Genomic DNA, 23,713 nt, shown 5'->3' with positions numbered 1-23,713 from the left:
ACGACAGAAGACTCCCGGTCTCGACCCCCTCCACGCATCAGCAACGGTGCATTCTCATCCGTACGTGGTGGTGCGCGTTCACTTGTACGCCGACAGACCTTCCCGGTCGACGCCCTGACCCGCGAACTGTTCGCCGAGACCGACACCGCGCTGGCCTACTTCGAGTCCCGGGCCGCCGGCGAGCCGGTCGCACTCCTGGACGTTGGCGGCTACTTCGCCCCGACCCTCACCGACCTCCACGGACGCTTCTCCGGCCAGATCGCGGGGGTGATCGAGGACACCGAGAACGGCCACCGCCGTTACGAGGACCTCGGCAAGCTGCCCTGCCCTGTCATCTCGGTCGCCCGCTCGCCGCTGAAGGACCCTGAGGACTTCCTCGTCGGCCAGTCCGTGGTCTTCTCCACCGAGGCCGTCATGCGCGGACGCGGCGACATCCTGCACGGACGGCCCGCCCTGTCATCGGCTTCGGCAAGCTCGGCTCCAGCATCGCCCGGCTGCTGCACGCCAAGGGCGTCCAGGTCACCGTCTTCGACATCGACCCCGTCCGCCGCACCCAGGCCCTCTCCCAGGGCTTCGCCGTCGCCCGCGACCGTGAGAGCGCGCTGACCGGTGCCGGGCTGGTGCTCTGCGCAACCGGCGCGGTCTCCCTGCGCGGCGAGGACTTCCCGCACCTTCGCAACGGCGCCTACGTCGCCACCGTCACCAGCAGCGAGGACGAACTCGACCTCGCCGGGCTGCCGAACGTCTACACCCGCACGATGGTCGGCGACCACGTCACGCGCTACCAGACCACGGGCCACTACTTCTATCTGGCGAACGGCGGAAACGCCGTCAACTTCCTGCACGGCGCCAGCGTTGGACCATTCATCTTCCTCGTCCAGGCGGAAATCCTCGCCGGGATCAGGATGCTCACCCGCGGTGATCTCGACCCCAGTATGCATGAGGTCAGCGCGGCCGACCGGGCCGCTGTCGCGGCGACCTGGCTCTCCTACTTCAACAGGTGATCGACTTGCCCATCACGGCAGACCACATCCGCACCACCCTGACCGCCTACCTCGACGAACACCCCGAGGAGAAGCCTGGCCTCGCACAGATCCTGGACCTCCTGGATTCCGGCGCCGACCTCACCGTCCGCAGCGAGTTCCGCGGCCACGCGACCGCCGGCGCGATCCTCGCCGGACCGGACGGGCGCATCCTGCACGTCCACCACCTCGCCCTGGACAAGTGGCTCCTGCCCGGCGGCCATCTGGAAAGCGTGGACGATGCGCTACTGGAGGCGGCCCTGCGCGAGCTCACCGAGGAGACTGGCATTCCCTCTGACGCCGTCACCACAGTGACGCAACGGCCCGTTCACATCGACGTTCACCCCATCCCCGCCAACCACGCCAAGGGTGAACCGGACCACCAGCACATCGACTTCCGCTTCCTTTTCCGCACCACGGCCGACATCGGTCAGCTCCAGGCTGAAGAGGTGACCGGCGCCGCCTGGCGCGACGCCGACACCATCGGCGACCAAACTCTCCGGCAGCGCATCGCCCAGGCCCTGCGCTGACACCCGATCCGAAACGTGTCTCACGTCCCTACATACCCCTCAAGGTGCTTAACTGCGCGAAGCCTTGACAGCCCTAGATAACGCCGATGACGTGCGCCATGCCGCTGTTGGCGTGCCCGCCCGGAAAACGGTCGTCCGGCCGACCGGAGGGTCCGGTCGGCGTCCACCAGCCCGGCAGGGCCTCGCCGTCGTGGGCGGCAGGTTCGGTGAGGCGTACTCAGTGGTCGAGGATGGCGCGTACGTCGACGCCGGTGGGGTGGCGGCGCAGGAAGTAGGCGCCGTACCCCGCCAGTCCTCGGATCGTGTGGAACTCGGAGAGTCGGCCGATGGCCATCGGCATCACCGACGGGATCTGGACGACCAACGTGATGGAAGCCGAACGGGAGCAGACCCAGCACGAGTGCGGCAGGCTCCTCGACCAGATCGAGGCCGGGCAGGCCGCGAACGAGCCCTCCGGGGCAGTCGCAGCAGACTGGCTCATCCCGGCCATGTGCGTTCACGACGCCGCCCAGCGCGGCATCCTCGGCGAGGAGCTGGCGCTACCGGAGACTCCCGGAACCCCGTTCACCCACCCACTAACCCGCTCTGCAGCACAAGGCCCAGGTCCCGCCCTCTTGGGTTCCGGGAGTCGTCGCAAGACCATCCGCGGGCGGGGCATGGAGTTGCAAAGCCCGGGTAGCAGGTGCAGCGTCGGGGGCAGTTGGGCGTTTGTAGCGTAAACAAGGAGACCAGTCATGCTGTTGGCCCACCCTGCGGTCCTGAGGAATCTGATCGAGCAGTACCAGACGCTGAAGGTGCTGCACGCCGACGCCGGTAGCCCTGAGGTGCAGCAGCGGATGGATGACGTCGCCTATACCTTGTGCGTGTCCACCGGCACCCAGGACGTTGATGCGGCCCTCATCGCCGGCCGCTATCAGCTGCCAGGCGCCCGTCCGGAAGATGACTCGGTACTCGCTGACTGATCCGTATCGCACCATCGGTGACCGGAGCGACGCGTCGGTCCGAGGCCCAGCCGGTCGTCGCAGCGCCGCAGTGCCTTATCGAGCGGCCGCCGGTTCGTCCGACGTTCCCCGAACAGGTTGACGTTCTCGCTGCATCCGGGCACAGCCGAAGTTGCCGGGTCGATGCCTGCGTCACGGGGACGGCCCGCCGCCCGTGAGAGCGGCAGGCCCATCAGCGGCGCTGTCTGGCCATGCTCAGGGGGCCGATTCGGCGGCCTCGCGGACAGCCTCGACGTCGACCGTCACATCGACCATGTCACTGACGACCACCCCGCGTCGCTCAACAACATCGTTCCAATTGACCTCGAAGTCACGCCGGTTGATCCGAGTCCGGGCGGTGAATCCGGCGCGTCGCCTGGGGCCGAGGTCGCGACCCTCTTCCCACCAGGGTGTGTCCCACTGCCCCAGGTAGATCACGTCGAGCGTCACGGGCCGTGTCACGCCACGCACGGTGAGATCTCCGGTGAGCAAGAACTCCGTTGAGCTCAGCTGATGGACGCGCGTCCCGACGAACGTCCATGTCGGATGGTGCTCCACGTCGAAGAAATCAGGGCTGCGGAGATGAGCGTCGCGCTGGGGCTGGCCGGTGTAGACCTGGGTGGCGTCGATCGTCGCTTCGACCCGCGCCTGCTCCGGGTTGTCCGGGTCGGCCTCAAGAAAGCCGTGCACGTTCTTCAGGTGCCCGCGCACGTAGGCGACCATCATGTGTCTGGCTCGAAATTCCGCGCTGGTGTGACCGGGCTCGAAGAACCATTTGGTCGTGGCCATGGAGGCTCCCCTGGCACATTGCCCCTTCAGCCAGGGTAGGACGACCGAGGGTCACCCGCCTGCGGTGAGCGACGCGTGACACGAGGCCAGGGCACTTGACTGCCTCGAGGACCCGGCGGGACAGGTACTGCGGCCGCCGAGGTCACGCATCTCGTCTCGGCGCGGCCACTCGCCCGTGGAAATCCGCACTGATCGTGGTGTCCCAACCGGGCGTTCGACGCCGGCCAGATCACGTGAGCACTGCCATGGAGCATGTCGGATGACCCGTGGAAGCGGAATGAGCCACTACTGCCGTGCAAGGTGCTTTTTCGGCGAGAGTTGACCTCGTCGCGACCGAGCGGCGGAAGCGGGGTCACATACCGGACGCTATGGGTCCGCTCGGGCTGGTGATCTGCCGGATGTTGCTGCGCGGCCTCGACGCGCCCCGCGAGCCCGTCGCACAGTGAACCGGCTCCACGACCGGCCTGCCTTCGAGTACTCCGCCGATGAGAAGCGGTATCAGACGGTCCGGGTACGCCACTCAACTCCGTTCCGTGACCAAGAATGCGCACAACGTGACAGATATGGCCTGAAGCCTCCTTGAGCCGGGCCGGGGAGAGCCAAAGACTTCTCCTGCGGCAGAGACGGATGACACGCGCCCCGGGCGGGGCTCGCGTCCATCAGCCAGGCCCGAAATCTGAGGAGACCGCCACATGCCCGACGCTGGGCCTCGAAGTAGCGCACACCCGATAACACTTACCGATGGCACTGCCACCCGGACCCGGGAGCTGACCGACGCTGACCTCGACCCCATCCAGGCGCTGCACCACCGTTGCTCGCTGGGCAGCCGCGCCCTGCGCTATCACGCGGGGAAACTCGAGCTGTCCCGGGCCGGATGGCGGCTGCTGTCCGATCCGGAGCGCGGCACCACCCTGGTCACCACCACCACCCAGCACACGGACCGCATCATCGCCATGACCAACGTCATGCGCACCGCTCAGCAAGGGGTCGGCGAACTCGCCGTGCTGATCGAGGACGCATGGCAGTCCAAGGGACTTGGCACGGCGCTGGCCTCGCACGCGGCCGATGTGGCGCGCAGGGCCGGCCACCACACCCTGACCGCGTCGGTCGCCGCGGTCAACGCACCCATGCTCCACGTCCTGGAGAGTCTGGATGCGCCGCCCACTCGTGCGACAGGGCCCGTCCTGGACATCCACATCTCGCTGTAGCGGCCCCCGGGCGCCGGTTCGAGTCGACCTCCACCCGGGCTGCCTCGGTGGCCGACTCGGCAAGAATTGCGCCGCCGTCCGGGCGGCGGCCTCCGTAGCGATGCCGGCCTTGGGCCTGACGAAGTGGAGCAGGCCCGCGGCCCGCTCGTCCTACGACGTCACAGGACCATCCCCGCGCGCGAGCACCGGTGTCAGTGGAAACCGAGCATGCCGGGTGAGTCGATGTCGACGGTGACCACACCAGGCGGGTAGGCGTCCTCGTGGCCGGTCAGGAGAATCGACATGCCGGTGAACTCCGGGCGCGGCAGGGCGCAGTACAGGGCGTGGCACGTGTCGGGGCCGCCGTAGCCGTCGCGGATCATGGTGCCGACGCTGACCGCGGCCACCATGTCCAGCGGGTCGACCGTCACCGAGGAGAATGCGAGGACCCGGCGCGCGGCGCCGTCGTCGTCCGCTTCGGCCTGGGCCAGGCACAAGGCCGGGATGCGCAACTGCTCCCCCGGCGTTCGGGCCATGTTGCCGGCCAGGAGGCCGAGGGCCTTGTGGCCGCCGGCGAGAGCGGCCACGGCGCTGGTGTCGAGGATGATCACGCAGCAGAATCCCGGGCCGTGCGCGCCTTGTCCGCGGCAATCTTGTAGAGATTGCCCAAGACATCGGGGGCCTGGTCGAACTCGGCGTCACTGATGGCGATACCCAGCAGTCGGCGCACCGCCTCACGGTCCGCGGCGAGGCGCTCCGCGCGTTGCGCCTCTGTCGGCTGCTCCGCCGCCAACGCCTCCACCAGCTGCCCGATACTCACCCCTCGCTCCCTCGCCAACTCGGCAAGATGATCACGCGTCTCCCGCGGTACCTGAATCGTCGTCGAAGCCATAGAACCACTATAGGACATTTACAGCACGGGGGTCCGGTGTCCACGGCGGCTTGTTCCCGCCCCGGTTGTCGCCGATGCACTCGGTCACGACGACCTCACGACGACCTCACGGCCACCGGGCCGGCGACCCGAGACGGCGCCGTCCGGAACCGATACACCGCGGCGCCCATGGGCGGTGACGCCAGCGACCCGCGCCGTGGCAGCCGGGGCCGCGTGGCTCTTTCCGGACGCCCCGTCCGGCTTCCCGCGCTCGGCCCGCGCACTGCCGCACGTCGACGCAGCGGGCCATCGACGGGTCCGTGTGCACCGCCAATTGGATCATGACTGGAATCCGTTCCCGCCGGACCGCTTTCCGATAGATATTACTGGCGGGTAGTAGCGTTGTTTCCAGCGCGCAATACATACCTGGTCCGATGGAGGGAAATCGCCCGAGCGTCTCGAATCGCCGGGCCGAACAACGGAGTTGTTGTCCGATGTCAGTGATACAAGCGTCGCCGGGCAAGCGCGTCAGCCATCGTGGCTTAGTCGCCACGGAGACCTGGACCGCCCGTCTGCGAACCCTTGATGAGCACCCCTTCTTCTTCGACCATCCGCTCGACCACTTGCCGGCGGGGTTACTCATCGAGGGGGTGACCGAATTGGTCGAACACATCGCCACCACCACTGCCGCCACGACGGTCGGCCCCCGTCCCACCTGGCGGACCCGCACCGTGGAGCTGGATTTCGGCAGCTTCGCCGAGAAGGACCTGCCGGTGGAATTCACAGCGCGCGCCCTCCCCGGAACCCCCGGAGGTTGGCGGGTCAGCGGCCGCCAGCAAGGCCGTACGGTGTGCGACGGCAGGGTCTACGCCGCCCAGGCGCAGCCCCCGCGCACCCCGGTGCTCCCCGCGCCGCGGGCCGCGGAGGACGACGCGCCCCGCCGGGCCGCCATGGTCGCCCAAGAACTGGTCCACCGGCACCGCCCCGAGAACGTCCTGCTCGCGAGCTACCGCGACCACGGCCTTGGCGGATACAGCGCCGACCTGCTCTCCCCGCCCCTCGGCCACCATCTGCGCGGCCGTCAGGGCCGCGGCGCGGAGTTACGTTCGCTGACCGAACTGGTCGAGGGGGCACGGCAGTTCGTGACCCTGCTGGGCCATGAAGCGCGCCGGGTGGCGTTCGACCGCCGCTATGTCGTCGCCTCGATGAAGGCCTCCACCGCCCGCGCCGTACGGCGCGCCGAGCCGGTGCGGCTGTGGGCCGACACGCTGCCCTCGGTTCACGGCGGCGACGTCCGCGTCAGGTTCAGCGCAAGCGGCCGGGAGGTCGGGGAGGCCGGCTTCAGCGGATACGCGCTCTCCCCAGCCGCGTACCGCAGGCTGCGCGGCACGACGGGGGGCGACGCACGATGAGCCACCCCGACCACACCGCCCGCACCAACCACACCGACCACACCGGCCACACCGGCCACACCGGCCGCACCGGCCTGGAGAGTCTCTTCCCGCCCGCCCTGTTCACCGCCGGACTGATCGCCCTGGGCTGGGCTCTGATTCGCGAATGCGGCCAATGGCCCGACTCCTTGCACCGCGCCCACGCCGTGCTGATCGGCCTCTATCTGCTGTGGACCCTCCTGGAACTGCGGATCACCTTTCGCGCCGCCCCGCACGACAGCGGTGGCGACGACCGCGGCACCATGCAGTGGTACGGAGCCGCCCGGGGCGTTGTCGTCGGCACCGCATTGTTCGTGGGCCCCTGGTGGCACAGTTGGGGTCCGGTCCAGTGGCTGTCGGCCGCCGTCTTCGTCTGCGGGGCCGCGCTGCGCCTGGCCGCGATCCGCCAACTGGGCCGTTTCTACTCGCACAAGGTGCGCACCCTCGGCGATCACCAGGTGGTCCGCAGCGGCCCGTACCGGATGGTGCGCCACCCCGCGTACAGCGGCATGGTGCTGGCGCACGCCGGCTTCGTCGGTGTCTTCGCCAATCCGCTGAGCGTGGCCGCCCTGCTGGCTCTGCTCGTCCCCGCCGTGGTGCTCCGCATCCGCGCCGAGGAACAGACCCTGATGGACCTGCGGGGATACGCCGACTACGCGGAGCACCGCAAGCGGCTGATCCCGGCGGTGTGGTGACCGTGACCACCACCCGAAACCGCACCCGTCATCCCGCCGGGGCCCTCGTGCCGCTGCTGGCCGAGGCTCGGATGACCCCGGAGAACTCCGGGCACAAATTCGCCCGGCTCGCGCGGATGCGTGAGGCCGGACTGACCGTTCCCGCCTTCTTCGTCCTGTCGGTGGACTGGCACCGCCGCGTCACCGAACCGCTGCGCCCGCAGATCGACGCCCTGCTGCGGTCGGCGGACTTCACCGAGCCCGATTCGGTACGAGCCGCCGCCGCGCGGATCCGCGAACTGTACGCCGACGTACCCCTGCCGGAGGACCTGGAGCAGGGGATGCTCGCCGCCTTCGACAAGGTGATCGGCCCCGACGCGCCGGCCGCCGTACGCGCCTGCACCGCGGGCGCCCACGGCGAGGACTCCGCCCAGGACCCCTTCGCCGGACTCAGCGACAGCTTCCTCCAGGTGCGCCGCGCTTCCGTGACGGACCGGGTCCGGGCCTGCTGGGCCTCGGGACACAACGCGGAGGCCCTGCTCTACCGGCATGCCCGCGGCCTGCCACTGGACGCCGACGGCGCCGACGGCATCGATGTCGCCGTCGGCATCCAGCAGATGGTGCCCGCGGAACGCTCCTTCGTGATGTTCACCTGCGACCCCAGGACCGGAGCCGCCGACACCGTGATCGCGGCCGGCCTCGGCCTGGGCGAGGGCGTGGTGCAGGAGAAGGTCGGCGTCGACCACTACTTCCTGCGCGGCCCGGAGCAGCGGGTGGAACGCGTCATCGCCGCCAAACCCGAACGCCTCGTTCCCGATCCGCAGCGCCCCGACGCCGGACCCGTACCGCAGCCCGTACCGCCGGAACTGCGCGACGCCCCCGTACTCGAGGACCAACAGCTGCGCGAACTGGCCGGGCTGGGCCGCACCGTACAGAGACTCTTCGGCGGGCAGCCGCAGGACATCGAGGGCGCGATCACCGCAGACGGCCAGGTGCACCTGGTGCAGTCCCGCCCGGTGGCGATGGATCCGACCCTGCGCCGGCTGTGGAGCCACGCCAACATCACCGAGAGCTTCCCCGGCGCCACCACCGCGCTGACCTACTCCTTCGCGCAGAAGTTCTACCGGTCGATCTTCTACGACCTCTACCGGAGGCTGGGCGTGCCCGCCCGCACCCTCCACGACAACGACCCGTACCTGGAGCGCATGATCGGGCTGCACCGCAACCGGATCCACTACGACCTGGACTCCTGGTACCGCCTGCACGGGCAGCTCGCCGTCTTCCCGTACTTCCGGGCCTCCTGGGAGTCGATGATGGGCCTGGCCGAGGGCAGCGGGCCCGAGGCGGCACCACGCCCCTCCCCCGCGCGACTGGCCCGGCCGATGGCCGGGGTGGTACGGCTGATCGCCGGTCATGGCAGGGCCATGGCCGCCTTCGAGATCTGGTGGGAAGCACTGATCGCCGACCGCCGGGGCGCCGACTGGTCCGCGCTCGACCCGCTGGCGCGCATACAGGACCACCGCGAGGTGTGGCGGCAGGTCGGCAACCACTGGGGCGTCACCCTGATCAACGACTCCGTGCTCAGCACCACTGCGGGCATCACCGGGAAGCTGCTGGAACGATGGGTGCCCCATGAAGGACCCGGCCTGCTCAGCGACTTGCTCTGTGGGGACGAGTCCAACCGCGGCAGCGAGGCGGTGATGTCGGTGCTGCGCCTGGCCGATTCCGTGCGCAGCGAGCCCCGGCTGTCCGCCGCGCTCCGCGCGGACCCGGACCCGGGCCCGGCTCTCTGGGAAGCCGTACGGGACGGCGTCCACGGGGAGGCCTTCCGGGCGGCGGCGCTGGAACACCTCGACCGGTACGGCGACCGCGGCCTGCAGGAACTCAAGATGGAGCAGCCCAATCTGCGGCAGACACCGTGGGTGCTGCTGCGGATGGCCGGCGAGTACGCCGCCACCACCCTCGACGGACCCGCACTGCGCGCGGCCGAACTCCAGGTGCGCGCCGCCGCCGAGGAGCGTCTGACGGCAGCGCTCGGCGCGCGCTCGCCAAGGCTGCGGCTGCTGCGCACGCTGCTGGCCGCACTGCGGCGCAGTATCGGCCACCGGGAGAACTCCCGCTACTTCCGCAGCGAACTGTTCGGCTACAGCAAGGCCGTCTTCGCCTCGCTGGGTGAGGACCTCCACGCGCGCGGCGTGCTGCGCGATCCTGTCGACGCCGTCCACCTCACCCAGGACGAGCTGTTCGGCTGGTACGACGGCAGCGGGGTCAGCGGTAGCCTCCAGGCCCTCGCGGACGCGCGCCGGGCGGAGTACCAGCGGCCCGGGCCGGACCTCCCGATCGGCTTCAGCACCCTGGGCCCGGTACGCGACCAGCTCCCCGACGGCCCGGCCGCGGCGCCGCAGCACGAACGGCACGGCGACGGAGAACTCTCCGGCCTGGGCTCCAGCGGCGGAGTGGTGCGCGGCACCGCACGGGTGGTGCTCGACCCGCACCGGCCCGTCGAACCCTGCGAGGACCTGATCCTGGTCGCCCGGGAGACCGACCCCGGCTGGCTCTTCCTGATGCTGGGGGCGAACGGCCTGATCGTGGAGCGCGGCACCCTGCTCTCGCACACCGCCATCACCGGCCGCAAGTTCAACATCCCCACGGTGGTCGCCGTCGCCGGCGCCACGACCGCCATTCCCGACGGCGCCCTGATCGAGATGGACGGTTCCACCGGCCGCATCAAGATCCTGGCGCCGCCTCCCCCTGCGCCGGCCCCGGACCACGGCGGGGAGGCGGGCCGATGAGGACGGCAGCCTCTCTCGCCCGGTTCACCGCGCAGGTGTTCACGCCCCATGTGTACGTCACCTACGCCATCTTGTGGGTGCTGTCCTTGGAGGCCGCCGCCGCGGCCACCACCCACACGCCCTGGCACCCCGGCGCCGGCACGGCCGTACGCTGCGCCTCGGCCGTACTGGTGCTGTTCTACCTGCGGGTCGTGGACGAGCAGAAAGACCTCGACTACGACCGGGAACACAACCCGGACCGCCCCCTGGTGCGGGGCACGGTCACCGTTGCCCAACTGCGCGGCGCCATGGCCGGGGTGGCCGTACTGCTCCTCGCGCTCAACGCGCCCCTGTCCCCGCTCTCCCTCATCCCGCTCGCCGTCGACCTCGGCTACGCCTGGCTGCTGGTGGTGCTGGAACGGCGGTCGGCCAGGGCCAGGGACGGCCTCCTGCTCAACCTCGCCGTCACCCACCCCGTGCAGCTGCTGCTGAGCGCGTACGTGTACCTCTCCCTCACCGACTCCACCCCCGTCCCCGCCCGTTGGACGGCGTTGCCGCTCCTGCTCGTCTTCGCCTGCGTCTTCCTGCACTTCGAGTTCGCCCGCAAGACCCGCTGGCACAACGAACCCGGCTCCCGGATGTACTCCGGCGTCATCGGCCCGGTGCCCAGCGCCCTGGTGGCGCTGGGCTGGGCCGTCCTCGCCGCCGTGCTGGCCGCGGCACTGCTGCGCGACCCCCGGGCGCTGCTGCCGTGCGTCCTGCTGGCCTTCCCCGGCACCGCGGCGCTGCGCTTCCTGCGCCGCCGTGCCCCTGCCTGGCCGGTGCCCGCCGCGATGGTCTTCGTGGTCGGCTTCCTGCTCGCCCTGCTCACCTCGGCGCTGCTGATCCAGGCCGCCGAGCCCGGAGGTATCTGATGACGACCGTGCTGATCACCGGCGCCGCCGGCTTCGTCGGCAGCGCAGTCCACCGTCAACTGCGCGGTGACGCAGCGGAGTTACGGCTCCTGGTCCACCGCAGGCCACCGGAAAAGGACAGCGGCGCCCGCCTCGTTCCCGGCGACCTCACCCGCCCGGACACACTGCGCGGACTCTGCGAAGGTGTGGACACCCTGGTCCACCTCGCCTGCACCGTGGACGAGGACGACCCCGAAGCCTGTGAACTGGTCAACGACCGGGGCACCGTCGCGCTGATCGCCGAGGCGCGCCGCGCCGGGGTGCGGCGGATCGTCCACCTCAGCACCGCCGCCGTCTACGGCGAAGGCCCGCACCGCGGCGCCGCCGAGAACGACCTCGTCCCGGCCCCGGTCTCCGCCGTGAGCCGGACACGGCTCGCCGGGGAAAGAGCGGTCCGCGCGGCCCGAGGCGTCGTGCTTCGGCCGATGTTCGTGTACGGGCCTGGCGACCGCTGGCTGATCCCGCAGCTGGCCCGCACCCTGACCGCGCTTCCGGTCTCCGTCGACGGCGGTCGCGCCCGGCTCTCCCTGGTCGCGGTCGAGGACCTGGCGACGGCGATCGCCGCGCTGGCCCGCGCCGACTGGGCGCCCGTGCCCGGCGGCGAGGTCCTCCACGTCAACCACCCCGAGCCGGTCGCGGTACGGGACCTCGCCGCAGCCCTCACCCAACACCTCGGCGTCCCCGGCCCCCAGGCCGACATCAGCTATGCCCAGGCCCGTCAACTCCTCGCAGGGCGGCCCCGCGAACTGCGCCACCTCTCCTTGTTCGGCCAGGACCACCACTACGACAGCGGCGGCGTCTGGCGGCGCACCGGCCATACCCCCGGCGGCTTCGCCGCCCGTTTCGCCGCCGCCGCGCCCTGGTACCGAGCCCATCTCGCCCCGCCGGTGGCCGCGGCCGCCGGCCCGTCGGAATCCGAGACGCCGTGACCCCCACCGCCACCACCACCGAGACCGCCCGCCGCGCCCCCGCGGCCCCCGGGGCGCTGCCCCTGCTCGGACACGGTCCGGCGCTGCTGCGGCGCCCCCTGGACTTCCTCTGCTCCCTGCCCGCCACCGGCCCGGTGGTACGCATCCGCCTCGGCGGTCTGCCCGCCTACGTCATCAACGACGCGGACCTGGTCCGCGGCGTGCTCGTCGGCGAGGCCGGCCGCTTCGACCAGGGGGTGATGATCGAGAAGGTGCGCCCCCTGCTCGGCTCCGGGGTCGGCACCGCCGACGGTGCCGAGCACCGCAGGCTGCGCCGCCTGATGCAGCCCGCCTTCCACAGAGCCCGGATCGCACGCTACGCGGCCACCATGACCGCCGTCGCCGCCGAACGCACGGCCGCCTGGCAGCCCGGCCGGACCCTGCGTATCGACGAGGAGATGAACGAACTCGCCCTCACCACCGTCGCCAGGGCCCTTTTCTCCTCCGACCTGGGCGCGGACGCCATCACCGAAGTGCAGCGCTCACTGCCGCTGATCCTGGACGAGATCCCCCGCCGCGCCATGCTTCCCGACGCCCTCCTGCGGCTGCCCACCCCCGCCAACCGCCGCTTCGACCGGGCCGTACGACGGCTGCGCTCGGCCACCCGCCACGTGGTGGACGCCGCCCGCGCCGACGGCACCGATCACGACGACCTGCTGTCCGTCCTGCTGCTCGCCGAGGACGAGGCGACCGGTGCGCGGCTGACCGACGACCAGGTCCACGACCAGCTGGTCAACATGCTGGTCGCGGGAACCGAGACCACCGGCGCCACCCTCGCCTGGACCTTCCACGAACTGGCCCGCAACCCCGCCGTCGAACACCGCCTCCACCAGGAGACCGACAAGGTCCTCTCCGGACGCCCGGCGGTCTTCGAGGACATCCCGCGCCTCCCCTACACTCTGCGAGTGGTCCAGGAGGCGCTGCGCCGGTACGCGCCCTGGATCATCCTGCGGCTCTCCCCGGGCGAGGTCCTCCTCGGCGACGTGTGCATACCGGCCGGCGCCACCGTGCTGTTCAGTCCGTACGTCCTGCACCACCAGCCGGAGTTGTACCCCGACCCGCTCGCCTTCGACCCGGACCGGTGGCTCCCCGAACGCGCCGCGAAGCTGCCCAAGTGCGCGTCCATCCCCTTCGGCGCGGGCAGCCGCCAGTGCCCGGGCAATGTCTTCGCCCTCACCCAGGCCGTGATCCAGGTCGCCACCATCGCCGCCCGCTGGCGCCTCCGCCCGGCCGAGGGCGGCCCCCGCGTCCGCGAACTCGCCCGCGGCGCGGTCGTCCACCCCACCGCCCTGCCCATGCGCTGCCTCCCACGCGAGCATCCGTACGCCCGGGAAGGCGACAGGAACCCGAGCACCGCCTGACAACATCAGCCGGCGCCTCTTTGCGCCGCCGGATGCCGTCGCGTGTGCGGTCCGGGCGCGGCGCACCCACGCCTCCCGCCCGGCAGCACTTCGCCCCACCCGTGACAACACCGGGCGGGGCGAAGTGATCAGGGTCCCGAATCCGCCGACGGCATCCCGGACGGTCCGAGGCCTCGCAAACGCCACTGGCGACGCGGTCTCACGGCCGGTCGAGAACGATCGAGTTGATCGGTGTGAAATCGAGCTGAATGCCCATTCGCGGCAATATTTGCTTGGTGCACCCTACGCCGTTGTACCCGGTGCACGTCTCAACCCACGCGTTGAGCGACGAACTCGGAGTCTGGTTGTTCACCAACCAGTGGAGACCGAACTTGTTGCTCAGGTTGTGGGCCCCGTAGCTCCAGTAGATGTCCGTAATCCTGCTGGGGTCGAGTCCGTCCCAACCCTTGCTCGCGTCCTGGGCATAGAGGCAGGCCGCCCCGGCCGGGCACCCGTAGTACGCGTCAGTGGCGGTCCCCGCCGCGGCCGTGCCGGCACCACCATTGCCACTGACCGCGAGGGCGGAGGCGTCGGTCATCAGATGACTGGAGCCGGCGGGCTGGGCGGTGCTCGGGCGCGAGTCGGACGTCTGGCCGGATGCGGCCGTGGCGGTGCCCATCCCAAGTGTGAGCAGGGACGCCGTTCCCAAGGCGGCTAACGCGACTGAGAGTTTCCGCTGGGTGATCTTCATTGATTCCCCCTGGTCAACAGCCGCCGACGGCGGCGGCCACGCCTGCTTGGACGGTCTGGGCGAGCAGCTGAGCTCGGCCGCTCCCGTCCGGTCCATCCCATGCTGAACCACCCCGGAGGCCGCAGCACATCCTTTCGACGGTGCTCGAAACGTTCACACGCCGACTCTCGATTGATCATTTACCTGATCAGCCGTCAGGCCTTTGAACGCCGCACCCTCAAGAAGAGCAGGGGCCGTTCGGAGCTATTCCATGCCCGTCACAGCCATCTCACCCAGCAGCGACCAGTCGTCCTGCGGGATCTTTGCGTTCACGATCCGGGGTGTCTCGGCCAGGTGGCTCGGCAGAGTCCGCCGCGCGCTCCTGAAGTGCTCGGACTGCACGTGCGAAGCCCCGGCGTCGTCGTCCCGGAAGGCCTCGACCAGCACGTACTCCGTGGGGTCCTCAATGCTCCGCGACCATTCGAACCACAGGCAGCCGGGCTCACCGCGCGAACCGGCGGTGAAGTCGGCGACGATCTCAGGCCACCGGTCGGCGTACTCAGGGCGGACCTTGAACTTAGCGGTAATGAAAATCATCGGATTCCTCTCGCTGGACTGTCCACAGCCTCGGGAGTGGACACCGGGCTTAATGCGACACGTGCCAGATTACGTGATGTGATCATCAACCGTTCGAACTCGTCCCGGGGTGAGGTCGCCCATCACCGGATTCTGCTAACCGGAGATGCCAATTGACGAGCACCGCCAGCGTCTCCGGGCACGAGGCCCTCACAGGCATCAAGCCCGCCCGTGCAGCGGCTCTGAACGCCGGCCGGGCGGCTGCCGCGCGACGTCGCCGTGCCGACAGCGAGCACTGCCGACAGCGTGTCCTGCACGTCCTGCACGTCCTGGCCACGATGCAAGAGCCGAACACCGCTCTCCGACGCGGAGATCACTTCCGAGCCGAGGTCAATCGGCAGTGCCCGCAGCGGCACCGCGACCTCAAGGCCGAAGCCGAGGCCGTACGCGCCCATCTCGCCGGTGATCGGCCCCGGGCGGCTGCCGCAGCCTCAGCCCGCAAAGAGGCCCCGCTGGAGGTCGAGAACCGCATGCTCCACCAACAGAACACTGTCGTCCGGCGAGACCTTGTGGAGGCGCGGGCTCAGCTCCGTGTACTCCGCGTCCAGGAACTCGGCACCCGTGCCCGTGCGGCCTGGGCCTGCCGGCCTCACGGGCTGGCGAGATGGAGGAGCTGCGGAAGGAGCGGGACGCCGCTCTGGTCGCCTGCCAACGCACAGAGCTCGACCTGATGGCCCTCCGCAACGTCAACCAGCGCTTGATGGTGGAGAACAGAACAGTCGACTGCTCGAGGCCGCGACCCGACACGCAGCTGCGGAGCAGCCGCATCTGGGCAGTCGGCGAGCACACCGGCCGGGAGTGTCATGAATGAGGTGTGGACCTCCGCGAAGGAGTCGCTTCGCCCCTTCGCCGCTGTCGCCGGCCACATGACGGGATTCTCCGAGGCCTGCGCCACCCACGTGGCGATCGCGTGGGCGGTGTCGACGAGCACGCAATGACGTGACCGCTTGAAGTTTGTCCGTGATCCTGGACCCGGGGAAACGCCAGCTCAAGGTCCCCCCTCAACTCGTACCGATGCCGCGTCGATGATCGCCGAGGCTTCACAGCTGGTGCAGCAGCCGGGCGAGGTCGGCCCGCGTTCCGTCCGCCAGGCTGGCCTCCAGCGCCTCCGCCAGCCGGTCGATAAAGTCCGCTGCAGCCGCCGCGACCTGCTCCTCCCGGTTGACGAACGCGTTGAAGCCGGGCGTGACCGGTGGCGGCGGTGCGTCGGCGAGTTCCTCGCTGGACAGGATCCGGAAGGTCTGCTCGCCGCTGGGGTTACTGCCCATCGGGAACCACCAGATCTGGATCGGCGAGTCCTGCTGGTTGCCATTGCAGTTGCCGGCCGTGTACCACCATTGGGTGCCCGCCTGGATCGGCACGGTGATCGCGTTCGGATTGAAGGCCATCACGTCGCTCCAAGCGGAGCCGAAGGAGCCGACGGTGCCACCCTGCACCTGGAACCAGGTGCCCACGGTGTTAATCAAGCCGTAGGCAAACGAACTCTTGCTCACGTCGCTCGGGATGAGCACCTGAGCCAGCGCGAAGCCGTCGGTGTGGGCTTCGACGCCGGCCTGCGGGATGCTGGTGTCCTGGGCGAGCATCACTCCGGTGCCGAGCAGCGCCACGGGGCCGGAGGAGGCGGACAGCCCACTCACGGTGAGGTTGTTCAGCGAAGCCGAGCCGGTGCCGTTCAGCGTGCCGTTCACGGTGGCCCCGTTCAGCGTGCTGCCGCCCTGGACGCTTAGCTCCCCGGTCACGGTGGCCTGGCCGACGGTCGCGGAGCCGCTGACGTTCAGCGTGCCGCCGGTGGCCAGGCTGCCGGCCTGCAGCGCGCCGCTCACGGTGGCGCTGGCCGAGGTGAGCGCGCCGGTGTTGGTGGTGCCCAGCGTGCTGGTGCCAGTCACGTCCAGGGTGTCGGAGACCGTCACACTGGTCGGGGTGAGGTCGGGGTCGGACACGCTGACGGTGAGCGAGTCGTAGAGGTAGATCGGCTGGTAGCCGCCTTGTGGGGTGTCCTGTCCGGGCGAGCCGGTCATCGAGGCGGCGAGGACGAACGTGGAGTCGCGGGACACCCCGTCCTCGAGCGTGCAGGTGGTCTCGGTGCCGGAGTAGACCGGCGTGGTCTCGCCCGCCATGAATAGCTGGAAGTATGTGCCGTTGCTCTCCCAGGCCAGTCGGATCCGGGCGCCGTTGGGGAAGTCGGTGCTCGGCACGGTGGGGGCGTCGGGCGTGGTGGCGACCAGGTTCTTCAGGTAGAAGTCGGGGTACGCCTTCCTCAGCCAGAGCGAGCCCTGCTTCGGTGTGAAGGGGTCTGTGGAGTCGGTGCAGGAGGACTCCCGGATCATGATCCTGACGTCGCCGACGGCCTCGTTCACCGCGCCGAACACACCGAAGACCAGGTTGTAGTCGATCAGGGAGTCGCTGACGTCGCAGCTGAAGGTGAGGGGGACGTAGTCCTGGTCGGGGTCCAGGCCGGGCCAGAGGTCGCTGCCCTTCTGAGCCGCCCCCGTGGTCTCGGCCCACGTATTGGTGTTCACCGACCCGTCCGGCGCGCTGCTGAACAGGCTGAGCGGGCCGGAACCGACCGGCACCGCGATCTTGATCTCGTCGCAGTACACCTGGGCGCTGGTGCTGGGGCTGATGTTCACCCGGACCCGACTGGTGACCTGGGCGGTGCTGACCGGGACGGGTGTCGGGTCGGTGGAGAGTGCGTAGTCGAGGAGGAGTTTGTCGTCCGAGGGCATGTGACTGCTCCTTACCGATGGCTGCTGTGGTGACTACGCGTCAGGGTCGGTGATCAGCTGCAGGCAGCCCTCGCGCAGGGTGTTCTGCGCCGGGCCACTGGTGGCGGTGGGCGAGGCGTCGACCAGCCCGTAGCCGGTCCAGGTGCCGGACGTGGCGTCGGGCTCCCACCACGACCAGCTGCCGTTCTGCTCGGCCGGGGTGGGGTAGGCGATCGACTGGGCGTGGGCAGGCGGGGTGTCGCCCTGGGCAGGCGAGGGCCCGAGCACGGTCAGCAGCGGGCCGAGCTGGAAGGTGACCTCCATCGCCGTGAGCGCGTCGTCGACGAACTGCTGGGGGATGTCGCACTGTTTGACCGGCAGGATGCCGGTGTACGCGTGCATCGCCGCCCGCGGGTCGGCCAGCACGGTCACGTACTGGTAGGTCTGCGGTGTGAAGGACAACGGGAGGTAGTTGCCCGGCGTGGTGCTGCTGCCGACCGGTCCGATCACGCTCACGTAGTCCTGCGCGGGCGCGGCCGGCGGTGCCACCGTGCTGTTGAACACGTCGTAGTCCGTGGCGCTGCTGTTCACCTCGTGGTTCGACGCGGCGAAGTAGCCGATCACGCCGTCCTGCCGGGTGGCCTGGTCGCCGAGCCGGACGGAGAAGTCGCAGCTCAGGAAGTCGGGTGCGGGCTGGGTGAAGGTTGCCGCCCAGCCGGTGTCGGTGATCGGATCGCCGTCCAGCTGGAACTGCAGCCTGGTGCGCAGCAGCGCCAGCGGGCGGCCGACGAGCACGGAGAGGTTGGTATCTGCCCGGTTGCCCAGCGGGTCGGTGGTCCACAGTGTCTCGTCGACGGCGGCCAGGAACGCCTGGAAGCCGGCCTCGGTGGCCAGTTGGGGCGAGGTCAGCATGCCGTGCAGGTGCGGGGCGAGGCCGTTCACGTCGTCCAGGGTCAGGCCGGAGTGCGGCGGCGACGTCCACTGGCCGAGCTTGCTGCCGTCGGCCTGCGTGTACAGCCGGAACTCGCCCAGCGCGGTGCCGTCCGGCGCGAAGACCAGGACGCTGCCGTCCAGGTGGTTGGGCAGCACCCAGCCGGAGACCGGCATCACGTCCGGGTCCTGCCCGTACACCTTGGTGTCGTCGGTCGCCTCGAGCAGCCGGACGTCCAGCCGGGCGTGCTGCAGCAGCCGGGGCGGCAGTTGCAGCACGGAGGCGACCTCGGGGACCAGGGTCTCGTCCGGTACCAGCGCCGAGTCGATCTCCAGCGGGAAGTTCTTGTAGTCGAACAGGCCGCTGGACGAGCCGGACTCGATCACGTACAGGGTCCGGCCGAACTTGTCGTAGAGGAAGAAGTCGGTGAAGTAGAAGCCGCCCTGCCGGGTGCTGTGGAAGGGCAGGTCCGGCGCGTTCTGGAGGAACGGCACCGTGTTGACCTGGCCCTGGCTGGCCGGGGGCAGCGCGAGCGCGGGCGGGATGGTGCCGTCGCCGTAGCCGGTGAGCGCCGCCACCGGGTAGCCCCCGACTTGGTCGGCGGCGGTCGGCCGGCGGAAGGCCCGGCTGTCGCGCAGGCTGAGCAACTGGTTGAAGCCGGTGAGCTCCTGGGCGAGGAACTGCCAGTCGTTGAAGCTCGCGATCGTCTCGTCGATCTGGGCCAGTTCGGTGCCCGTGCCGTACTGCTGGACGAACGCGTCGAGCCGGGATCCGAAGACGACTCCGGCGTGCGGGCTGAGCAGCGAGATACCGCCGATGGTGCGCTGCTCGCTCGGCAGTGAGGAGACTTCGGCGGTCAGCCGGTAGTCGGTTCCGTCGAAGGTCCAGGACGGGGCGTTGTCCACCGTGAAGGGGACGGCGCTGTACGTGCCGGACCACTCCAGGAACATCGGCGTCCACGGCTGTTGCCAGCCGGTGAGGGTCAGCGCAGGGAGGCTGCCGGTGTAGTTCGCCGGGTCGTGCGTGGTCATCACCGCGGTCACGTCGGCCTGCGGTTGCTCGGAGGCCGTCGCGATGGCCGCCGCGTTGCCCGGGTCCAGCAGCAGGAACTCCTGCAGCAGCGGCTGGGCGGCGCTGGTCGGCACCGCACCCAGGCTGCCGACCAGCCTCAGCAGTTCGGCCACCGCGTCGGTGCCGATGGTGGTGTCGGAGCTGAGGGTGAAGCCGGTGACGAGGTCGTCGCCGGGACGTACCGGCAGCGCGCCGGTGTCGGCCGCCGAAGGCGGTGCCGGCACGCCGGAGAGCACCACCACCGGGTTGTTGGCCTGCCAGTACCGGGGCGCGGCGACCGCCTTGAGCGTCTTGTCCGGGTCGAGCTGTTTGGCCGTGGAGAAGGCGGCGATGCCGTTCTGCATGGCCTGCTGGGCGTTGTCAGTGCCGGTCCAGTCCGGCTGCGGCACCTGCGGCAGCAGTTGCTGGACGATACCGAACTGCGCCACCAGCAGGGCGGCGACGCTGCCGGACTGGCCCGGGTCGAGCTGAACGGCCAACTTGTCCAGGAACGGGCTCGCCTTGAGCCCCACTCCGCGGGGCGGATGCGGCCAGCAGTTGTCTGCCCCAGGGGACAGCCAGCCGTTCTTCAGCCAGAGCGCGTGCAGCTGCCATTGCAGGCTGTACAGGGTGGTGAGGGCCGAGTCCAGCTGGGCCTGAGCCTGGTTGAGCTGCGACAGCCACTGTTGCTCGGCCGAGGTGAGGGTGGTTGTGGTGCTGCCGTCGGAGGAGTTGTCCACGATGGTCCAGGAGTAGCCGCCGGCTTTGGAGCCGAACCAGGCCTGCCGGATCCGCTCGTCCAGCAGCGCGTCACCGTTGATCTCGTTCAGCTGCTGCAGGAGGTCGTACTGGAAGGCGCGCAGCAACTGGTCCTTGGCCGGGTCGTTGAGCTGCGGGGCGATCAGCGCGGTAAACGCGTCGATGGTGGTGTTGCCGACACCCACGTCGAGCTTGTTGCTTTGGATCCCTGGCAGCGGGTCGTTGAGGGGGGCGGGACCGGTGCGATCCCAGTCGACGGAGAACGCCGCACCGTGGTAGACGCTCCGGTCGGTGGCCGAGGAGGAGCCGCCGGCCAGTGCCCAGCCCAGCTGCTGCAGCAGTTTTGCGTAGGCGGTGTCGTCGGCGCCGGCCGGCGCCAGGATGTCCTGGGCCGGATCGGAGTACCAGCCGGCCACGAAGTAGCTGAGCATGTCGCTGTCGATGCCGTCCAGCGCGTCGTAGAAGGAGAAAACGCCCAGGTTGTGCGCCAGGTAGCTGCTGAACAGCGGGTTGGCGGGTGCGACCGCGCTGAGGAACATCGGCTGCGCGGCACGCTCGGACCACTGGGCGAGCGGGAAAGAGACACCGAGTTCGGCGTACTGCACGTCGGGGTCCGTCCCGGCTGGGGTGTAGGCCTGCCGGAGCGGGTCGCTGGAGGACTTCCAGGCGTTGATCAGCCCCGGGTCGACCAGGTACTCGCTGGTCGCGCCCGAACCACTGAAGGGGCAGTCGCTCTCCAGCACCCAGGCGGTCGCCTGCCGCTGGTCGGTGCCGTTCAGCCGGACGATCAGCCAGCGGTTGGGCACCAGCGGATACTCGCCGGCCGGCGAGTCGGCGGGTGAGTGCCGCAGCGCGTCCGGCAGCGTCCAGCTCAGGTAGACGCCCTCCTGCTGGCCGCCCACCGGGGCGTCCAGCGCCATGGGCTCCGGGCTCCCCCAACTCGCAAGCGACTTGTAGGTGAACGGCCACCAGCGGAAGGTGTCGCGACTGAGCACGGCCTGGTTCACCACCAGGGCGTCCAGCTGCATGGGCACGGCGAGCGGCAGGCCGGGCATGAGAGCGTGTCCTTGTCCGTGAGGGTCCGTCGGGGTCTCGCAGGGCGCGTCGGGGTCAGTAGGGATGATTCAGCCGGTCGGGCTGGTGAACTTGATCGCTTCGGGGGACTTCACCATCTGCAGCGCGAAGTCGGCCGGGCCGAAGTCGTCCACCGCGACGCGGGCCGCCGACAGCGCGCCCTGGATCTGCTGCGCGGCGGTGGCGACGTCCAGGACGTTGTCGCCGTCGGCGCGCAGGGAGCCGGGCACCAGGGGCAGCGGGGTGGCCAGCTGGGTGCCCAAAGGCACCGATCCGCCGGCGAGGGGCTGCCGCACCGGGACGTTGCCGTCGTCGTCCACTCCGAAGCGGAAGCCCTCCTGCGGCTCGGCGAACTCGACACAGTCCGGCACGCCCCAGAACAGGCAGAAGAGCAGGTCATCGGCGAGTCGGTCCATCCGCAGGATGCGCAGGTCGTCGCCGCCGACGCTGCCGTGGACGGCCAGGTTGGGCCAGCCGGACACCACCGCCGAGCGCAGCAGGAATCCGCTGACCAGGTTCTCGGCGGCCTCGGCGGCCGGCGGGTCCACCCCGATCCGTCGCGCGCGCAGCGCCTGGGCCGCGGTGGTGGCCGCCTGACGGATCACGTCGCCCATGATCTCGGTGAAGAAGCTGTCCCGGCTGGACTGCATGCCGATGCTCAGCGCGCCGTCGGTGAGCGCGCGCAGCCAGTTGCCGTCCAGGTAGAAGAAGCGCAGCGTTTCCGGGGCGAGCATCCGGCCGTCCGGCACCAGCAGGTTGAACGGCACCGGGTAGAGCAGAAGCAGGTTGGCCAGCCAGGTGGCCACCGGCAGCAGGGCGTCCTGCGTCTCGTCCGCGATCAGCGCCTGCGCCTGTGCGTCGGCCAGGAAGTTTTTCACCGCGGTGACCGGGTCCGGGTCCAGGTCCGGCGCCGCCCCGGCGGGCAGCGGCCCGGTGGCAGGCCGGGCGGCCCCGGCGAGGCCCGGAGCGCTGGGCAGATCGGACGTCAGGAACTGCAGGAATTCGTCCTGCACCAGGGTGTTCCCGCTCAGCCCGGCGATCTGGTCGGCCGAGAACGCGTCGCTCTGCAACCGCTGGAGCAGGCTGTCGGTGAGCTGGTGACCGCGCTGCCGGAAGTCGTACAGCGCCTGGCCGAACGCCCGGTCGGCCAGCGCCAGCGCGCGGCCGGTCTGCCAGGCGGTGGCCAGCGAGGCGTCGAAGACGCCGAAAGCACTCTGGTAGATCAGCGCGGCGTCCGCGGTGGGCAGGAGCGTGCCGTCGCTCAGTGGCATGGTCAGCACCGGCACGCACGGCCCGCGGTACCAGGCGAAGGTCTGCTCGCCGGTGCGGAACTGGTACTGGAGCGGCACGAAGCCGTCCGCCAGCCGGCGGTCGGCCTCCGCGCCGGCCGGGGTGCCGGTATCGATTCCGGGGCTCGGTGCCGGCAGGCGCAGCCACAGGTCTGCCGGGGTGTAGGTGGTGCCGTCGTACTCCTGGCCGACCAGGTTCTCCATCAGGCCTCGAAAGTCCTGCAGTTGGTCGGCCATCGTGTTGAAGGTCCAGCTGGCCAGGGAGACAAGCGCCACCGAGGTGTAGTCGCCGAAGTCGGGCTGGTCGACCAGGTACGGTTCGAGGCCCTCCAGCGACACCAGGTGCGCGATGCTCTTCTGCGCGCCGGGACCGCCCTGGGCCGGCGCGGCCGGGAACCGGTTGCCCACCACGACCGAGAACAGCCCGTTGGCTTCCAGGCCCTGCTCGGCCTTGTCGGCGATGTTGGACTGCCGGCAGTGCACCAGGAACCGCAGCTCCGTCAGGCGGGGGGTGAGCGCCGTGAAGAGCGTGGTCGACAGCTGGATGAAGGCGCACGGGTCGGTGTCGGCGACATCGCCCTCCTGGGTGATGTCGGGTTTGAGCACGGCCGGGTCCGCGCTGAGGAAGCTGGTCACCGTACCGGCCTGGGCGCGGGTGGGTGAGCCGGTGCCGCCGACGATCTCGTCCTCGCCCAGCACCAGCAGCGCCAGCCAGGGGTTGTCGGACGAGCCGGTCAAGGTGCGCTCCCAGGGCAGCAGCGCGTCGTTCAGCACGATGTGCGGCAGCACCTGCGCGTACTGGCCGGTGCTGCCGGCCGGCGGGTACTGGTTGAGGACGGCGTTGGTGTCGATCGCGAACTGCGGTGCGCTGACCACCATGTTCTGGATGGCGCCCAGGTCGCCGGTGACGACCCCGGCCAGGGTGTGCCCGACGGTGATCCGCCAGTTGCCGGGGGCCAGCGCGGGCACATAGTTGTCGTAGAACTGCAGGTCGCCGACCGGGAGGTCGGCCGTCAGCGACATG

General features: G+C 70.1%; 19 protein-coding genes and 2 pseudogenes. 11 read left to right on the top strand and 10 right to left on the bottom strand.

The features are described 5' to 3' along the window. The first annotated feature begins 36 nt into the window (after positions 1-36). Positions 37-1,004 (top strand): annotated as a pseudogene (locus tag ACWDZ6_RS16300) (adenosylhomocysteinase). Then, positions 1,001-1,552, top strand: coding sequence for an NUDIX hydrolase (locus tag ACWDZ6_RS16295; RefSeq protein WP_451503366.1), 552 nt, complete (start codon positions 1,001-1,003; stop codon positions 1,550-1,552). The pseudogene ACWDZ6_RS16300 and the gene ACWDZ6_RS16295 overlap by 4 nt, the downstream one beginning before the upstream one ends. 82 nt (positions 1,553-1,634) lie before the next feature. On the opposite strand, the pseudogene ACWDZ6_RS16290 reads toward ACWDZ6_RS16295, so the two are convergent. Next, a pseudogene (locus ACWDZ6_RS16290) lies at positions 1,635-1,874 on the bottom strand (lanthionine synthetase); the annotation flags it as partial. A 412-nt stretch (positions 1,875-2,286) separates the two neighbouring features. On the opposite strand from ACWDZ6_RS16290, the gene ACWDZ6_RS16285 reads away from it, so the two are divergent. Further along, a complete protein-coding gene (locus tag ACWDZ6_RS16285) occupies positions 2,287-2,514 on the top strand; it encodes a DUF5133 domain-containing protein (protein WP_389185822.1) in 228 nt (75 codons plus the stop codon). A gap of 234 nt (positions 2,515-2,748) precedes the next feature. On the opposite strand, the gene ACWDZ6_RS16280 is transcribed toward ACWDZ6_RS16285, so the two are convergent. Next, on the bottom strand, positions 2,749-3,321 hold the full coding sequence (locus tag ACWDZ6_RS16280; protein ID WP_366735200.1) for a YceI family protein: 573 nt from the start codon (positions 3,319-3,321) through the stop codon (positions 2,749-2,751). A 692-nt stretch (positions 3,322-4,013) separates the two neighbouring features. Here ACWDZ6_RS16280 and ACWDZ6_RS16275 point away from each other — a divergent pair. Further along, on the top strand, positions 4,014-4,529 hold the full coding sequence (locus tag ACWDZ6_RS16275) for a GNAT family N-acetyltransferase (protein ID WP_389185824.1): 516 nt from the start codon (positions 4,014-4,016) through the stop codon (positions 4,527-4,529). A gap of 191 nt (positions 4,530-4,720) precedes the next feature. Here ACWDZ6_RS16275 and ACWDZ6_RS16270 read toward each other — a convergent pair whose 3' ends face one another. Then, the gene (locus ACWDZ6_RS16270; protein WP_326654863.1) at positions 4,721-5,119 is read right to left on the bottom strand and encodes a PIN domain-containing protein; all 399 of its coding nucleotides are present in this window, start codon (positions 5,117-5,119) and stop codon (positions 4,721-4,723) included. Then, positions 5,116-5,328: a hypothetical protein gene (locus tag ACWDZ6_RS16265; RefSeq protein ID WP_451503365.1), complete on the bottom strand. Its 213-nt coding sequence runs from the start codon at positions 5,326-5,328 to the stop codon at positions 5,116-5,118. Before ACWDZ6_RS16265 ends, ACWDZ6_RS16270 begins: the two co-directional genes overlap by 4 nt. Positions 5,329-5,873: 545 nt before the next feature. On the opposite strand from ACWDZ6_RS16265, the gene ACWDZ6_RS16260 reads away from it, so the two are divergent. The 6 genes from ACWDZ6_RS16260 to ACWDZ6_RS16235 are packed head-to-tail and all read left to right on the top strand — an operon-like array spanning position 5,874 to position 13,536. Then, positions 5,874-6,791, top strand: coding sequence for an AfsA-related hotdog domain-containing protein (locus tag ACWDZ6_RS16260; protein WP_451503364.1), 918 nt, complete (start codon positions 5,874-5,876; stop codon positions 6,789-6,791). Beyond that, on the top strand, positions 6,788-7,504 hold the full coding sequence (locus ACWDZ6_RS16255) for a methyltransferase family protein (RefSeq protein ID WP_451503363.1): 717 nt from the start codon (positions 6,788-6,790) through the stop codon (positions 7,502-7,504). Before ACWDZ6_RS16260 ends, ACWDZ6_RS16255 begins: the two co-directional genes overlap by 4 nt. A 2-nt stretch (positions 7,505-7,506) precedes the next feature. Continuing rightward, the gene (locus ACWDZ6_RS16250; protein ID WP_451503362.1) at positions 7,507-10,275 is read left to right on the top strand and encodes a PEP/pyruvate-binding domain-containing protein; all 2,769 of its coding nucleotides are present in this window, start codon (positions 7,507-7,509) and stop codon (positions 10,273-10,275) included. Continuing rightward, positions 10,272-11,168 carry a hypothetical protein gene (locus ACWDZ6_RS16245; RefSeq protein ID WP_451503361.1) on the top strand — a complete coding sequence of 299 codons (897 nt, stop codon included), beginning with the start codon at positions 10,272-10,274 and terminating at the stop codon, positions 11,166-11,168. The genes ACWDZ6_RS16250 and ACWDZ6_RS16245 overlap by 4 nt, the downstream gene beginning before the upstream one ends. Further along, positions 11,168-12,136, top strand: a complete 969-nt coding sequence (locus ACWDZ6_RS16240; protein ID WP_451503360.1) for an NAD-dependent epimerase/dehydratase family protein — start codon at positions 11,168-11,170, stop codon at positions 12,134-12,136. Before ACWDZ6_RS16245 ends, ACWDZ6_RS16240 begins: the two co-directional genes overlap by 1 nt. Continuing rightward, positions 12,133-13,536, top strand: coding sequence for a cytochrome P450 (locus ACWDZ6_RS16235; RefSeq protein ID WP_451503359.1), 1,404 nt, complete (start codon positions 12,133-12,135; stop codon positions 13,534-13,536). Before ACWDZ6_RS16240 ends, ACWDZ6_RS16235 begins: the two co-directional genes overlap by 4 nt. Before the next feature lie 199 nt (positions 13,537-13,735). Here ACWDZ6_RS16235 and ACWDZ6_RS16230 read toward each other — a convergent pair whose 3' ends face one another. The 3 genes from ACWDZ6_RS16230 to ACWDZ6_RS16220 all read right to left on the bottom strand — a co-directional run bounded on the left by ACWDZ6_RS16230 (position 13,736) and on the right by ACWDZ6_RS16220 (position 15,276). Beyond that, positions 13,736-14,266 carry a hypothetical protein gene (locus ACWDZ6_RS16230; protein WP_451503358.1) on the bottom strand — a complete coding sequence of 177 codons (531 nt, stop codon included), beginning with the start codon at positions 14,264-14,266 and terminating at the stop codon, positions 13,736-13,738. Positions 14,267-14,509: 243 nt separating this feature from the next. Beyond that, positions 14,510-14,842 (bottom strand): putative quinol monooxygenase, encoded by a 333-nt coding sequence (locus ACWDZ6_RS16225; RefSeq protein WP_451503357.1) that lies wholly within the window; start codon positions 14,840-14,842, stop codon positions 14,510-14,512. Positions 14,843-14,964: 122 nt separating this feature from the next. Further along, positions 14,965-15,276 (bottom strand): hypothetical protein, encoded by a 312-nt coding sequence (locus tag ACWDZ6_RS16220; RefSeq protein WP_451503356.1) that lies wholly within the window; start codon positions 15,274-15,276, stop codon positions 14,965-14,967. Between the two features lie 209 nt (positions 15,277-15,485). On the opposite strand from ACWDZ6_RS16220, the gene ACWDZ6_RS16215 reads away from it, so the two are divergent. Beyond that, positions 15,486-15,692, top strand: a complete 207-nt coding sequence (locus ACWDZ6_RS16215) for a hypothetical protein (RefSeq protein WP_451503355.1) — start codon at positions 15,486-15,488, stop codon at positions 15,690-15,692. Positions 15,693-15,921: 229 nt separating this feature from the next. On the opposite strand, the gene ACWDZ6_RS16210 is transcribed toward ACWDZ6_RS16215, so the two are convergent. The 3 genes from ACWDZ6_RS16210 to ACWDZ6_RS16200 all read right to left on the bottom strand — a co-directional run bounded on the left by ACWDZ6_RS16210 (position 15,922) and on the right by ACWDZ6_RS16200 (position 23,712). Next, positions 15,922-17,607 (bottom strand): hypothetical protein, encoded by a 1,686-nt coding sequence (locus ACWDZ6_RS16210; protein ID WP_451503354.1) that lies wholly within the window; start codon positions 17,605-17,607, stop codon positions 15,922-15,924. A 33-nt stretch (positions 17,608-17,640) separates the two neighbouring features. Further along, positions 17,641-21,381 (bottom strand): hypothetical protein, encoded by a 3,741-nt coding sequence (locus ACWDZ6_RS16205; RefSeq protein WP_451503353.1) that lies wholly within the window; start codon positions 21,379-21,381, stop codon positions 17,641-17,643. A 69-nt stretch (positions 21,382-21,450) separates the two neighbouring features. Continuing rightward, entirely contained in the window at positions 21,451-23,712 is a 2,262-nt protein-coding gene (locus ACWDZ6_RS16200; protein ID WP_451503352.1) for a hypothetical protein, read from the bottom strand. Between the last annotated feature and the right edge of the window lies 1 nt (position 23,713).

The organism is Streptomyces sp. NPDC002926 (assembly GCF_053591755.1).
The sequence above is the reverse complement of the archived record's forward strand: the minus strand, read 5'-3'. Positions and strand labels throughout refer to the sequence as shown.